Annotated in this window: 13 protein-coding genes; 5 read left to right on the top strand and 8 right to left on the bottom strand. The window is 54.9% G+C overall.

Features of this window, described 5'->3' with window-relative positions; translation table 11 throughout:
• Positions 1–276: 276 nt before the first annotated feature.
• From ABC383_RS25610 to ABC383_RS25625, 4 genes are all read left to right on the top strand, one after another.
• Positions 277–903, top strand: a complete 627-nt coding sequence (locus ABC383_RS25610) for a tyrosine-type recombinase/integrase (protein WP_413018509.1) — start codon at positions 277–279, stop codon at positions 901–903.
• A gap of 411 nt (positions 904–1,314) precedes the next feature.
• On the top strand, positions 1,315–1,542 hold the full coding sequence (locus tag ABC383_RS25615) for a hypothetical protein (RefSeq protein ID WP_413017410.1): 228 nt from the start codon (positions 1,315–1,317) through the stop codon (positions 1,540–1,542).
• A 414-nt stretch (positions 1,543–1,956) separates the two neighbouring features.
• Positions 1,957–2,922: a Bug family tripartite tricarboxylate transporter substrate binding protein gene (locus tag ABC383_RS25620; RefSeq protein WP_413017412.1), complete on the top strand. Its 966-nt coding sequence runs from the start codon at positions 1,957–1,959 to the stop codon at positions 2,920–2,922.
• Positions 2,923–3,185: 263 nt separating this feature from the next.
• Complete coding sequence (locus tag ABC383_RS25625) at positions 3,186–3,635, top strand: hypothetical protein (RefSeq protein WP_413017414.1); 450 nt, start codon at positions 3,186–3,188, stop codon at positions 3,633–3,635.
• A 325-nt stretch (positions 3,636–3,960) separates the two neighbouring features.
• Here ABC383_RS25625 and ABC383_RS25630 read toward each other — a convergent pair whose 3' ends face one another.
• The gene (locus tag ABC383_RS25630) at positions 3,961–5,682 is read right to left on the bottom strand and encodes an IS630 family transposase (RefSeq protein WP_413017416.1); all 1,722 of its coding nucleotides are present in this window, start codon (positions 5,680–5,682) and stop codon (positions 3,961–3,963) included.
• Positions 5,683–5,853: 171 nt separating this feature from the next.
• Between ABC383_RS25630 and ABC383_RS25635 the strand changes: the two genes are divergently transcribed.
• Complete coding sequence (locus tag ABC383_RS25635) at positions 5,854–6,084, top strand: hypothetical protein (RefSeq protein WP_413017418.1); 231 nt, start codon at positions 5,854–5,856, stop codon at positions 6,082–6,084.
• A 351-nt stretch (positions 6,085–6,435) separates the two neighbouring features.
• Here ABC383_RS25635 and ABC383_RS25640 read toward each other — a convergent pair whose 3' ends face one another.
• The 7 genes from ABC383_RS25640 to ABC383_RS25670 all read right to left on the bottom strand — a co-directional run bounded on the left by ABC383_RS25640 (position 6,436) and on the right by ABC383_RS25670 (position 14,179).
• The gene (locus ABC383_RS25640; RefSeq protein WP_413017420.1) at positions 6,436–7,461 is read right to left on the bottom strand and encodes an IS110 family RNA-guided transposase; all 1,026 of its coding nucleotides are present in this window, start codon (positions 7,459–7,461) and stop codon (positions 6,436–6,438) included.
• Between the two features lie 190 nt (positions 7,462–7,651).
• Entirely contained in the window at positions 7,652–8,848 is a 1,197-nt protein-coding gene (locus tag ABC383_RS25645; RefSeq protein ID WP_413017421.1) for a multidrug effflux MFS transporter, read from the bottom strand.
• An 18-nt stretch (positions 8,849–8,866) separates the two neighbouring features.
• A complete protein-coding gene (locus ABC383_RS25650) occupies positions 8,867–10,126 on the bottom strand; it encodes a CaiB/BaiF CoA transferase family protein (protein ID WP_413017423.1) in 1,260 nt (419 codons plus the stop codon).
• Complete coding sequence (locus ABC383_RS25655) at positions 10,123–10,971, bottom strand: SDR family oxidoreductase (RefSeq protein ID WP_413017425.1); 849 nt, start codon at positions 10,969–10,971, stop codon at positions 10,123–10,125. The genes ABC383_RS25650 and ABC383_RS25655 overlap by 4 nt, the downstream gene beginning before the upstream one ends.
• Positions 10,972–10,973: 2 nt before the next feature.
• Positions 10,974–11,930, bottom strand: coding sequence for a Bug family tripartite tricarboxylate transporter substrate binding protein (locus ABC383_RS25660; RefSeq protein ID WP_413017427.1), 957 nt, complete (start codon positions 11,928–11,930; stop codon positions 10,974–10,976).
• Positions 11,931–11,990: 60 nt separating this feature from the next.
• A complete protein-coding gene (locus ABC383_RS25665; protein WP_413017429.1) occupies positions 11,991–13,034 on the bottom strand; it encodes an acyl-CoA dehydrogenase family protein in 1,044 nt (347 codons plus the stop codon).
• On the bottom strand, positions 13,031–14,179 hold the full coding sequence (locus tag ABC383_RS25670; protein ID WP_413017431.1) for an acyl-CoA dehydrogenase family protein: 1,149 nt from the start codon (positions 14,177–14,179) through the stop codon (positions 13,031–13,033). Before ABC383_RS25670 ends, ABC383_RS25665 begins: the two co-directional genes overlap by 4 nt.
• Between the last annotated feature and the right edge of the window lie 31 nt (positions 14,180–14,210).

Consider the following 14,210-nt stretch of genomic DNA (forward strand, 5'->3'; position numbering starts at 1 on the left):
GTGTTCAGTTGCGGCGACATGGCGCGGCCTGCCGGCAACGTCGCGTTTGCTGTGGCCGATGGTGCAATGGCCGGTGTCGCTGCACATCGCTCTCTGATAGCTGAGTTGAACTACGGACAACTGTTGTTCGGATTGGTTGATGGCAGCTTGAGCGTTGCAGCAAAAGACTCATTCGTTAAGGACATGACGGCGACGCCCATTGTCGATGTCCGATTTGGGGCGGCAAGCGTCCCTCGCAAGAAGAAAATGGGACTCCTTTTTTCAAAGGAGAATCTCATGGAATCCTATTCTGGTAATCCCATCGTCCCTGTGCCATGGAACAAAGGCCGTTTGGTTGGGCAGAAGGCGCCCCTGAAGCTGAAAGAGATCTGGGCGATCCGCATTCGGCTGCAGCTGGCAGGCAAGGTGCGAGATCTAGCGCTGTTTAATCTTGCCATCGATAGCAAGCTGCGCGGCTGCGATTTGGTCAGTCTGCGAGTCTGTGACATCACGCAGGGTAAAAGCATCTTCCCGCGCGCAGTGGTCATGCAACGCAAGACACATCGTCCAGTGCAGTTCGAGATTACTGAACAAACGCGACAGTCAGTCGCTAGCTGGATCGAAAAGGCTCATCTCGCAGCAGATCAGTGTCTGTTTCCCAGCAGGGTCGCGAAGTCGCCTCATTTGTCCACCCGACAGTACGCACGCATCGTGGCCGCCTGGGTGGGCTCCATCGGGTTGGATGATGCTTCGTATGGCACCCACACCATGTGGCGAACGAAAGCAACGCTGATCTACCGGCGCACGAAGAACCTGAGAGCCGTTCAGTTGCTGCTCGGGCATACCAAGCTTGAAAGCACTGTGGGTTATCTTGGAATCGAGGTTGATGATGCGCTCGAAATAGCCGAGCAGACAGAAATCTAGCGATAGGCCGGCAGGTGTCTTTTCACCACAATGGGCGCTGCCCGGCCAAAACCGGACTGTCGTGGACTGCCGGAGTAGCCTCTTTTTTGCTAATAGCCAATGCGTCTAAAAGATTCCTCCCAGGTTGAAAAAAAGTTCCGAGCTTTTCTCCGCTCTAGGTCTCTCAAGCTTTCAGCCCTAACTGTGCCAATCGCGCTCGACGCTATGGAAGAGTTTTGGCGCACCAGCCGATTCTCTGACGTCCTTGCTGAGCATGGCGACGGAATCGCGTGCTATGAGGACGTAACCGACCACGGACGCGGAACTCGCCTTGAAATCGGCTTGGTCGGACTTCTCAGGCTTTCATCCAGCGACAGTGGTTTACCTTGCCTAGCTCATAGACTACGACTGCGTCTCTGCTATAGGTGGGACATGGACGTCATTACGCATGTGCTGCCTGCTGGGACTTGGTCGTTCGCATGTTGGGATTTTCGAGAGTTCGAGTCTTTCAAACGATCGGTTCGCAGTACCGCCGGCTATGCTGCAATGCAGGACAAAAAGCCTGCTGAGGCAAACGCCTCGTTCGACACCGTTTCGGCGGTGGCGGACGATCTCATGCCAGCCTTCGGAACTCGTCAGATGTGGTGGGGAGTGATTTAGTCTGTCTGCCAACGGCAGCTTTGGGTCGATTTTCCGCGTTCCCATCCCATACACAACTGTCCCTCCCGTAACGGTTTTTGTCTCCCTCAAATCGGCGAACAACCAAAAAATAGATGTTGTTGGACGGGATGAAAGAAGCCGAATTAACTCTGGGCTGCTTTCTGCCGCAAGGGCAGCCCTTGCTGGCTAGGCATTAAAAGTCCCTGCGGAAGCTCACCTCTCATCTTTCGATAAGCGAGGTTTCGCAGGTAAGACGCGCAATGCGTCGGGCGCAGGGGACAAGTCGCGCCGTCATGCTCTACTTGTCGGAATGACTGCGAGTGTAGATGCGTTTTTCGCCTGCTCTATCCACGGCTAGGTTAACCTATGAGAATTATTTGAAAAATGAACCGGTGGACCCGGTAGGAGACCTTGATGAAGCGATTCACCAGATTAGCCATTACCATATCACTCTGCGCAGCAAGCATGACTGTTTTTGCGCAGCAATATCCCAGCAAGCCGGTTAAACTCGTCATCCCTTTCCCCCCTGCAGGCGCCACGGATGTTCTTGGCCGCGCCCTGGGCCAAAAACTCTCCGAGTCGCTGGGACAGGCGGTCGTCATTGAGAACCGCCCCGGCGCCGGCAGTACGATCGGTGCAGAGCAGGTTGCCAGCGCGCCAGCTGATGGCTATACCTTGCTGCTTGCATCCGGCTCAATTTGCATCTCCGCGAACCTTTACAAGAAGCTTCCCTTCGATCCTGCGAAAAGCTTCGCCCCGGTGTCGCTGGTTGGCCATGTACCGCACATGTTGGTCGCCAATCCAACCGTCCCGGCCAATTCCGTCAAGGAACTAATTGCCCTGGCAAAATCCAAGCCTGGTGAAATGAATGTGGCGTCGCAGGGCAACGGCACGTTGTCGCATATGGAACTCGAACTGTTCAAGCTGGCTGCTGGCGTCGAGTTGACCCATGTGCCTTACAAGGGCAGTAGCAATGCCATGACCGATCTGCTGGCAGGAAATGTGTCGATGCTGTTTGACAGCGTGACTTCTTCGCTTCCTTTGGTGAGGAAAGGACAACTGAAGGCATTGGGCGTGGTCAGCCCGAAACGGCTGACATTTGCACCAGACATTCCAACCATCACCGAAGCCGGCGTACCGGGGTTCGACGCGGCCAACTGGTTTGCCTTGTTGGCACCTGCTGGTACCCCGAAGGAAATTGTGCAGGTCCTCAATACCCATGTAGCTAGGGCGCTGGAATCGGCGGAACTGCGCCAGCGCCTGGCTGCCCAGGGCGCGGTTTTGGAGAGCAGTACACCGGTAGCGCTGGCAATATTGATCAGGGATGATCTGGACCGGTGGGCAAAAGTCGTCAAGCAGGCCGGTATCAAGCTGGAATAGCATCGAAGCCCGAAGCCCGAGGCCCGAGGCCACCTGCGCACGCGGCATGACGATGGCACGCCGCGTGCAGATGCATAGTTCAGCCTTGATTATGCAGCGAGTACTGGATTTGATCGGCGTTTTCAGCTGTCCGATCGACCGGGTTCGGCCAAGAGCGGTCATTCAGCTATCCAGTGAATTAAATGTTGCTTTGACAATTTCCTCATGGCACGATGGGCGGTGGTTGACTGATATCAGCCTCGTACGGCGTCTATCGGACGACCGTGTCCGGATATCCGGACCCGTATCATTTATTCATCGACGAGAAAAACGCTATGCCACGGCTTGGAATCAAAGACGCATTTGCGAAGTACGGTGCTACGCTGAACAACGTTCAATGGTCCGTATCGGCTTGGGCTCCAGACGGCTCACTAGTCGTGAGCCTGTGGGCTCATCACTATAGAAAAGGTCCACCAGGCACTGTGGAGTACGCAGACTCTCTAGACCGTTGGAAAGGGCCGGGGAATGCTGAGTTCCGAAGAAACATCGCTGAAGCCTTTTCAAAGCGCAGGAAGGTAAGGCTGGTTGTTGTAAGCACACCGGAAACAGAGCATGTTCAGTCCGGTAGCGACGCAAGCGAGGTAAAGAAGGACTTTGATGCTAAGCTTGAACTTATTGGGGAAGTTACCGAACTCAACGGCGATAACTATGTATTTCGGTTCGCAAAAGCGTAATCATGCTTGCGTAGGCAAGGCCTAACCTTTCCATCGAGAAGACGTCGCACGACAGACCAAGGGCCGCCGCTCATGTCAAACGTTGAAATTCAAAACGGCTATGTCCGCTTTCGAGGATCCCAACTGACTGGTTTGGGCCGGGTACGGCCACCCAGTCCGCCCGGAAGCGGCCAAAACCAGTCGTTTAAGTTACAACTATTAGATTTGTTATTCAAATATTAAAAAGACCACAAATAGAGGATTCTGGAAAAGGTGGTTAAAAGGAATTAACTGGAAACAATGTTTTGAAAGACTAGACCTTCAGCACGTTTCCATTGTGAACTAACTAACGAAAGCTCGGATCTTTGCAATTGTTTTCTGGAGAAAATTGGGTCGAGGTGCGCTCCAATCCCCAGAGCTTCTTGCCGGCTGCTTTGGGATGTGCAAGATAATGCTGGTTCCTCTCTGCGAAGTAAAGGTCAATCGCATGCATAGCATCTTCCTTCGTCGCGTAGTCGCTGTTATGGATGATCGCCTTTGACATGCCACTAAAGACTGATTCGATAATGTTCAGAAATTGTGCGGCAGCCGGTAGCGGAACAATTTCGATAAGAGGCAGATGCGTGGATAGAGCGGCCGCGTTGTGTTCTTCCACAAAGTTCAGCAAGCTGTTCGATTTATGCCAACTCGCCGCATCCCAGGATAAATATAGCTTATCTGTTGTTGGGTACTTCTCAATCAATGCATTTGCCAGCTTGATCATCTCCGCGCTATCCTTAACAGGCGAGAAGAAATGCGTAATCTGGTTTCGAGAAAGCTCAAGCGCCGCTGTACAAATCAGCCTGCCTTTGGACCTTTGAAACTGAGGCACAATACGCTGCCCTTTAATCGGCGACAACGAGCGTCCCATTTGCATTTTTACGGAAAACGGGCCGTACTCATCAATGGAGAAAAAGCGTTCATTGTCTTTCAAGTGGCCAAGGATGTCTTGGATATGCGCCACCTTTAGCTTGTAATTGGGATCGTGGCTGGTAAGCACTTTGCGCGCGCATTTCCACCTGAATCCTGAGTCTTTTATTATTTTACGCAATATGCCATAAGAAGTAGAGAGTCCTTTGGCTTTTAAGACTTTTTCCAAGTCGTTCATGCGCCAGGAAGTACGGTTGATCCCTGAAAGCGACGGTGGTTCGTGCAGCAGGGAAAAGATCGTCTTCTTGAGCGTGGAGTCATTTTCTTTCTTAAGCCGAGGCTGAGACAAAAAGACGCCTTTTACACCGCCAAGCTTATTAGCCTTGAGGTAACTGCACGCAGTGCGAAGACTAATACCTAAGAACTTGATGAGACAATTAATAGGCCAGTTTTGATCTTGGGCGAGCAGAAACAATACTTTCTTCCTATTAGTCTTCTTATTGGTCTTCCTTTCAGGAAACAATTTATCAAGCAAATATTGTGTATCTGCTTCTGAAAAAACTTTGGAATCGTATCTTTCCGTTTTTTCGAGGTCGGCTAGCCATCGATCCCATTCTGCACGCAACCAATATTCGCGGTTTATGAGAGGCTTCGCCAAAGCAGTCGATTTGTTGTGGATTTTTCGGCGCCGTTCAACAGCTGCTTGGCTGCTTCCAGTTAATGTATCCCGCGGGAAAAGTGACGAAATAAATTTGGCACCTTCCTCATCCGGCAACCTGCGAACGATGTGCTGGACTGTCTGCCATAAGTGCCCTTCATCCGCATCTTCATAAATTTTACGGTAGTGGAACACTGAACCTAACGAGCCTTTGTAACCGTCGCGTTGCATCTGATGATAGAGCTCAGTCGTCGAAAGACGTGAAGCTTCCGGTAGGCGGTGATTGTCTGCTATTTGCCTCTCTACAATATCGTTGTGAACTTTTGGACGCCCATTTTGCAAACCTTCTTTGTATCTGAAGCCCGGCGGCTTTTCATAGGCAAGCATTTTCCGAATCGTGCTGATACCGATGTGTTCTGAAGCGCTAACGGCGGTTCTTGTTTTGCCCTTCAACAATATTAACTCTCGTACTCGCGCCCACTGAGCAAAGTCTGTGTACATGATGAAATCCACATGATCGCAAGGTAGAAACTGTCGTCGACCCCCTTTCGCAGGATAGGACGATTTGATGATTTAGCGAGCGTTTTTGTATTTCATCACTTCAACAAATCTACCAAAAGGTATAAATTAACTAACTTATGGTTAAATTTTCTCATTTGAATCGGGGGCACTATGACCAAAGACGAATGCAGTCGCTTGAACATTTCCCTTCTTCTGTTAGAAATGATTATCGATATTTCCGACGGAAAAGAATGCGAAATCACCGATTTAGCCTGGGCCGCACATAGTTATGTCCAGTCTGTCACGCTTGAGGCGGTACTACCGGACACAGAAGCACAAGAGCTATACGCAAAGTTGCAAGCCTCTCATGCCATTGTCGAAGCAAGAAACAAAGCCGATTAGACAAATCAGACGCTAGACAGCGTTGATCGGGGAGTGGAGCAGACTAAGCGTTGACTATCTGGCTTGGTAAGGTTTAGGTCCGTATATGGACTCCTCCTCGTTTGCAAACAATCCGAATTCAGGCCATGGGGTACGACTGCTCACGTATATCCGGTCTCGCACTGCTGCATCTGTTTCAGATGCTAGATCCTGATGGGCTATTCGCGCGCTGACTCCCTATCGCTTTGACGGGCTTGGTAGCCTCAGACCTTTACGGGTTCTGTCAGCGCCGGTTCGACCTGTTGGCCATCATGCGGCTTGTCATGCAATCGTGGTTCGGATACTCCTGTAATGGTACTTCTGCTGCTGAGCTTATGCCAATTCCGGTTGGTAATCAGTGTCTTTAGTCATCATTGCCCAGGCGATGCGTGCTGTCTTGTTGGCCAATGCCACCGCGGCGATGTTCGGGTGACGCGTTGTTGCGATTCGCATCACCCAGGTGCTCAATCGATCAGTCTTAGCTTGAGCAGTGCGAATGACTGCTCTGGCCCCGTGCACGAGCAAACTCCGCAGATACGCGTCACCACGCTTGCTAATGCCGAGCAAACGCTCCTTTCCTCCCGAGCTATTTTGTTTGGGCGCGAGCCCGAACGAAGCAGCCATCTGTCTTCCGCTGGCGAACTGGCTGGCGTCACCGACGGTGGCTAATAATGCTGTCGTAGTCACCGCACCAATTCCGCGCAGTTGCAGCAACCGTACAGCCACCGGATCCTGTCGAGCGATCTGCTCGATTTCCTGATCGAGTTGCTGGACACGCTCATCTAATGCCAGCAGGTCTTGCCATAGTCCGCGTAAAAGCCGACGGAATCGCTCACTCAAACCGTTCTCTTGATCCTCGAGCCATCGTGGGATTGCCGCTCTTAAGTGCAGCAATTCTTTCGGTGCCACGAGACCGTATTCCGACGTTAATCCTCGAATTTGGTTGCCTTTGGCTTTGCGCTGATCAATCAGGCTGGCTCGGACCCGATGCACAGCCTGAACATCTTGCTGTTCGACGGCTTTTACCGCTACAAAGCGCATGTTCGGCCGGCTTATCGCTTCGCAGATCGCCTCGGCATCGTTGGCGTCGTTCTTGTTGCTCTTGACATAGGGTTTGACGAACTGAGGGGCAACAGGCTTGACGGTATATCCTCGCGCCTGCAGCAACCGAGCCCAGTGATGCGCACCACTGCACGCTTCCATGCCAATCTCGCAGCCAGGCTCGATTCGGTCCGTCAGCGCTTTGATCCAGTCGCCCCGGCCGAGCTTGCATCGCCATATCGCCTTCTCATAACGATCAACACCGTGGATCTGAAAGACATTTTTTGCCAAGTCGACTCCAACGCGGATAAGCTTCATGACGGACTCCTTCTTTTCAAACCGGTAGTGTGGAAACTCCAGTTTGGCACTTGCGTGCCTTCAGGGGGAGGAGGAGTCCATCCCATTGCTTTGCTTGCTCCGCAGTTCCCGAGTTTATAGTCCATTAATAACGCAAGTCAGAACAAATTATGCTTCAGTGGTCACCGGAGAGCACAACTGATAACCCTGGTCAATTTCCCTTTCCTAGCCAAGCCCAGGAAAGGAATGCCGAGCATCCTGCAAAGCACGTTACACATCCAAGCGAGAGCGCAGTGTTGGATGGCAGCATGGTAATGACGAGACTGCCCATCGAGCCAGCGCCTATGCGCAGGCAACTCACGAGCGCAGCAGCCGATCCCACTAGCAAGGGCGCAGCGCTCATACTGCCTAGTGTAGCGGTCGGCATCAATAGGCCATTACCGATTCCAAACAGCAGCATCGGAAATGCAACCGACCACGGCGTAGGCGGAAAGCCCAACGCCAGCAAGGTAATGAGCGTGCCGGCGGCAATGAAGAGCAGGCATCCACCCTCAATGAGGGATTTCTCGCTTACTCGCGATGCCATGCGCGTAGTTAAAAAGGTACCTACCATGAAACCTGCTGCCGGCATGGCTGCAAACAATCCATAATCTTCTGGCGCCACTTGCATGCTCCCTATCAACAGCACTGGCGCCCCAGTCTGAAAAGTGAACAGCCCGATTGCTCCGCACATTACCGGGATGGTATGCACTTGGAACTTGCGCATTCTCAGCAGTCCGACATAGCTGGTCGCCATCGATAGAAAATCGTTGGCATTGCGCTTGTTAGCGGGTAGCGTTTCTACTAGCCTTTGAGCAGCCAAGATGAACAGCGCCAGCGCCATCCCAACGACAACTACGAAGTTCGCTTGCCACCCGAGATGCTGTTGCACATAGCCGCCGAACATCGGCGCAAGCATCGGGGCCATTGCCACTACCATCGAAACTTGCGCAGCCGCCTTCGCTGCAGCCGGCCCAACTAGCGCATCCTTTACCATCGATCTCGAAAGCACCAGACCGCCGCTAGCCCCAATGCCCTGCAGCACTCGCCCTGCCAATAGTATGGGCACGCTGTGCGCCATCAGTGCGACAATACTGCCGACCAGGAAGACAAACAGCATGGCGAGCCCTACATGGCGCCGCCCGAGTCGATCGCTCATTGGGCCAACAACCAGTGAAAACAGTGCCATTGAGGCCAGATACACCGTAATGGTGTCTTGAATTTCGCCGGACCCTACGTCAAAATCGGCGGCCATGGCAGGGATAGAAGGAAAATGTACTGCTGAAGCGAATAACCCGAGCCCTGGCAGCAGGCTTATTATCCATAGCGGAGGCAATGCCTGGGCGCCCGCATTTGATGACAAAGCCATAGGTTCAGCAACCACTCATCATTCGAGCCTAGGGACTGCGCCGCCCACAATCCGGCGTTCGCGGAGCATGACGATTTCTTGCTCGCTGTAGCCGGCTTCCCTCAACACTTCCTCGCTGTGCTGCCCTAACACCGGCGCATGGAACCGCACGCGTGCCGGCGTAGCGGAAAAGCGGGTTGGTGGTTGTACAAAGCGTATCGGGCCTTCAGTCGGATGGTCGGCACTACTGAACAGTTCGACCGCCTTCAAATGTGGATGATCGATGAGGTCGTCGATGCCATATAGTGGCGTCACTGGTATATCAAGCTCAGCGCAGATCTCCACCCATTCGGCAGTGGTACGCTTGCGCGTGATCTCGGTCAGCGCACTGTACATCTCCGTAATCAGCTTATTGCGCGCCTGCCGGTCATCTACACTGAACTTCTCCGCAAGATCAGGACGCCCGCTGATCTTGAAAAACGCTGCCCAATGGTCGCCCGTATAGGGAAGTATCGCAATATAGCCATCGGCGGTTGGCGCCGGTCGTCGTCCGCCTGACAGCAGTCGCGCGTAGCCGGCCCTGGCTGGCGCCGGATCGAACGTCAGTCCGCCCAAATGCTCAGCCAGTGTGAAAGCCACCATAGTTTCAAACATCGGCACCTCAACATACTGGCCGCGGCCGGTGCGCGTTTTGTGGAAGAGGGCAGCCAGCACTGCATTCACCACAGCCATGCCGGCAGTCTTGTCGGCCACCAATGTAGGCGCATAATCCGGTCGTTCCCGACCTACGCTGTTGAGGCTGGCGATGCCGCAGGCTGCCTGAATGATGTCGTCAAAAGCTGGTTTGTCCCGATCTGGCCCGGACTGCCCAAACCCCGGTGCTGCACAGTACACCAAGTCGGGGCTAATTTTAGAAACTGCCTCATATCCCAGTCCCAGTCGCTCGATAGCACCAACCCGCATGTTGTGTATGAAGATATCGACCGTTGGAATCAGCCGCTTTACAACTTCCACGCCCTCAGCAGTTTTCAGATTGATCGCAAGTGAGCGCTTGTTGCGGTTCACCGCCAGGAAGATCGAGCTCATGCCGGGATGCAGCGATACCCCATTAGAACGCATCAGGTCGCCATCCAAGTTCTCGATCTTGATGATTTCCGCGCCATAATCCCCCAATATCTGGGTTGCGATCGGTCCCAGCACCACTGACGTCAGATCCAGTATGCGCACGCCGGTTAGTGGCCCGTTGTTGACCTCTTCCGCATCCGCGGTCGTACGGTCAATTTCTGCCTTGCTAGTCATTCCTTACCTCGTTGTCGAATAGATTCCCAGATTGAATCAGGCCAGCCCTGCATGGTGGCCGCCGATGTGCCGGCTGCGCCTTGCAGCATCTTGCCGCCGTCGATGAGCACCGTTTCACCGGTAATGAAGCCTGCATTGTCCGATACCAGAAAGGTGCAGAGGTCAGCTAGTTCATGGTGCCTCCCGAGGCGGCGCAGCGCCACGCCGGCCTCTGGCGGCGTGCCGTGCCGCTCCGGCGGCATCAACTGTGACCAGGCCGCCTCTGTCGGGAATGGGCCGGGCACCACGCCGACCAGGCGTATGCCTTTCGGTCCCCATTCAACAGCGAGACTCTTGATCATGGCCACCAGCCCGGCCTTAGCCATCGCAGATGGCGTTGTGAACGGCGCCCCTACCAGCGCTGACTGCGTCAGTATGTACAGCACCGTCCCAGAACGGCCTTCGTCTATCCACCGCCTGCCTGCTGCGATCGTGCAGTAGGCGCCACCCTTGAGCACGATATCGATCACCGCATCCACTGCGCGCGGCGACAGCCTCTCGGTGCGCGCCAGGAAGTTGCCGGCGGCATTGTTGACTAGCACGTCCAGTGGCCCACCAAGCCAGATGGTACTCATCATTGCTTCCACCGCTGTGGCGTCGCGAACGTCGCAGACATGCGTTTCGACGTGCGTGCCTAGTTCATCACGTAACTCTTGGGCAGCCTGTGCAAGCATCGCTCCCCGGCGTCCACATATGACCAGGCTGGCACCTAGCTCAGCATAACGTCGCCCTATACTCTTACCCAGGCCGGTGCCGCCGCCGGTGATCAATATGCGCTTGCCGGCGAGGAGGTTGTTGGTAAACATGATTACTGCGCCTTGATGCCGGCGGAGTCCGCGATGCCGCGGAAGCGTGCGATTTCCACGTTCTGGTATTCGCGCATCCCTTCTGCCGTGTAGGGCATCAATTCGCCGCCGGTCTTCTTGACAAAGTTCTTGGCTGCGTCCGAGTGCAGCGCTTTCTGCATTGCGTCGGCCAAAGTCTTGGTCACATCGTCGGGCGTTTCCGAACGCACGTAGAAGGAGGTCCATGAGTAATTCACATATTCTGGATAGCCGCTTTCCTTGACGGTCGGTACGTCGGGAAAGTCGGGATGCCGTGCCTCGCCCGATACGGCGAGGGCGCGTAACTTGCCGGACTTGAGTGTAGTCGCGGCCCCACCCAGGTCGACCATGCCCACATCCAGGTGGCCGCCCATTACGTCGGTAAATACCGGGGCACCACCCTTGTACGGCACATTCATGAATTTAACGCCGGTCTGGCTTGACAACCATTCCAAAGCCAGCCGGTATCCGTCCGCATAGGTCCCGACCGACAGCTTCTTTTCCTTTCCCTGGACCACCAGGTCAGCGATGGTCTTGATCGGCGAACCTGGTGCCACGACCAGCGCATTCATGCCTCGACTGACACCCGAAATCGGCTTCAGGTCCTTTAATGGATCGTACGGCAGATCCTTGATGGTGACGGGGTTGACTGCGATCGGCGAATTGCTGGCCAAAAGGACGGTGTGGCCGTCTGCAGGCGCGTTTTTAACCGCTGTGACCGCGACGATGCCGCTGGCGCCGGGCCGGTTTTCCACAATGAAGCTTTGATTAAGGATTTTTGCGAGCTGCTCGCCGAAGAACCGCGCAGAAGTATCGGAGCCGCTGCCTGCCGTGAAAGGGACAATAATAGTTACCGTCTTGGTGGGGAAATTCTTGGTCTGTGCATAGGTTAGGGGAGCCAGTACCATTAGTCCAAGCAATGCAATTTTTGCTAGTTTCATTTCGTCTCCATCATTTATTTATAGTTTATGTTGGCACCTCGAGATATAGCACTGCCTGGCTTAAAGTGTCGTCAGCATTGGCCATAAAGCATCCGCCCCCTGCTTGGCTACCATCCGGCCGAGGCGCATTTGCCAGAAGGTTTCGTTACCGAATTCGTCGCGCCAGGCCCACAGCCGTCGGGTGGAGAAATGCAGATTGTGTTCGCGGGTGTAGCCCATTGCCGCATGAATCTGGTGCGCGATTTCTGCGCCCTTGCCGGCGGCTTCACCAATGCGCGCTTTGGCTACCGCAGAGGCGAATTCGTTGGGCTGGTCGACGCTAGCCTCCACAGCCGCATCCGCCGCGGCGCTTGATGCGGCAGCGTGGCCGGCCAGAAGCGCCAGCATGTGCTGCACCGCTTGAAACTTGCCGATCGGGCGGCCGAATTGCACCCGCTCGCCTGCATACTGCAGTGAATAGCCCAGAATACGTTCAAGCGCACCTGCCATCTGTATGCCGCGGTACAACGCGCCTTCAACCAAGAGTCTATTGTGGGCATCGGGTAGAGGGGCGGCGGCCAGCACTGGCACGCCTTCAAATACCAGTTGGACGCGCGGGTCGCCACCGAGGTTTTTTTCGGTTTTACGGCTGGCCCCTTCGGTTGACACCAGACAGACTGTCTCCACTCCGGCGCAATTGGCCACGACAACGACGGCGCGGCAGTGCTCGCCCCAAGGTACTCGCTGCGTCGTACCAGACAGAAGGCCAACTTTATCTAGCGCCAGCGTGGCGTTGCCGGTTTCGGATGCCACGGTCAGCGCGCCTTCCGGCACATCGATCCCTGCGGCACATAGTAAGCGACCCGCCAGCATGGTTTCTGCCAGGGGCACGGGTGCTGCATGGTAAGCACTGCGCTTGAGTGCGGCCATCGCATCCTCGAATGTCACCCCGGGCCCGCCTGCTGATTCAGGCAGAGCGGCTTTGGTCAGGCCGGTATCTTCCAACCCCTGCCACATGGCCGCTGGCCAGATGCCGGCTTCCGAGCTTTCACGGGCCTCTCTTGTGCATGCGCTATCAAACAGTCGGTCGACTGTGTGCAACAGGTCATCGGTCATCTCGTTCATCGCAGTCCCAGCCCCTTCGCAATCATGCCTCGCAAAATTTCCCTCGTGCCGCCCCGGATCGTGAAGCCGGGTGCGCGCAATATCGTCATGCCCAGCAATTCTGCATAGCTGTCGCCACTGCCCATGGTTGGTTCGGTCGGAATCAGGTGCCGGAATACTTCCGGGATCTCGCGCTCGAATGTCGTGCCGATATCCTTGACCAGCGCCGCCTCGACCAACGGCTGCTGTCCGCGATGCAGCATGCCGGCCACCGAGGTCGACATTCTTCGCAAGATAGCGAGATGCGCGACAAAACGGCCAATCTCGTTGGCGGCGCGGTCATCCGGCTCGCTACCTAGCACTCTGATCGATTCGGCCAGCAGCTGGTAGGTGCTCAGGAAGCGGTCCGGGCCAGAACGCTCAAAGGCCAGTTCCCCGGTCACCATTTTCCAACCGCCGTCGACTTCGCCTACTACCATGTCATCCGGTACAAAGTAATCGTCAAACACTACTTCATTGAAGTCGTGGCCACCGTAGAGGTTATAGATCGGCCGCACCGTGACCCCAGGTTCGGCCATGTCGATGATGAACTGAGTCAGGCCCGCATGCCGGTTCTCTTCCTTGGCTGACGTACGCACCAGGGCAATCAGGTAGTTAGCGCGGTGTGCGCTGCTGGTCCAGACCTTGGTGCCGTGAATGCGCCATCCGCCATCAGCCTTGACAGCACGAGTGCGTACCGCCGCCAGATCAGATCCGGAGTCCGGTTCGCTCATTCCGATGCCGAAGAAGCATAAGCCCGTAGTGATCTTGGGCAGGATGGTCTGCTTGGCACGCTCGCTGCCATAGCGCAGAATCTGGTGGCCACTCTGACGGTCCGCCACCCAATGCGCCCCCACCGGCGCCCCACCCGCCAGCATTTCTTCCGTCATCACATAGCGTTCGAGCGCAGTTTTTTCGCCTCCGCCGTATTGCTTCGGCCAGGTCATGCCGATGAACCCGCGCTCACCGCATTTGCGACTGAAATCGGCGTCGAACGATGACCATGAATTGCGCTTGGGTGTGAAGGTACCAGCCGCTACTTCGTCAGCGATGAATGCCCTGATTTCCTGGCGCAGAAGGTCTACGCCAGAGGGCATCTGCACCGGTCCGAATTTGAAATCCTGCATCCCGTCTCCTGTCCTTGGTTTTTAATAAACC

Source organism: Noviherbaspirillum phoenicis, assembly GCF_047237965.1.
Lineage (GTDB): Bacteria > Pseudomonadota > Gammaproteobacteria > Burkholderiales > Burkholderiaceae_D > Noviherbaspirillum_A.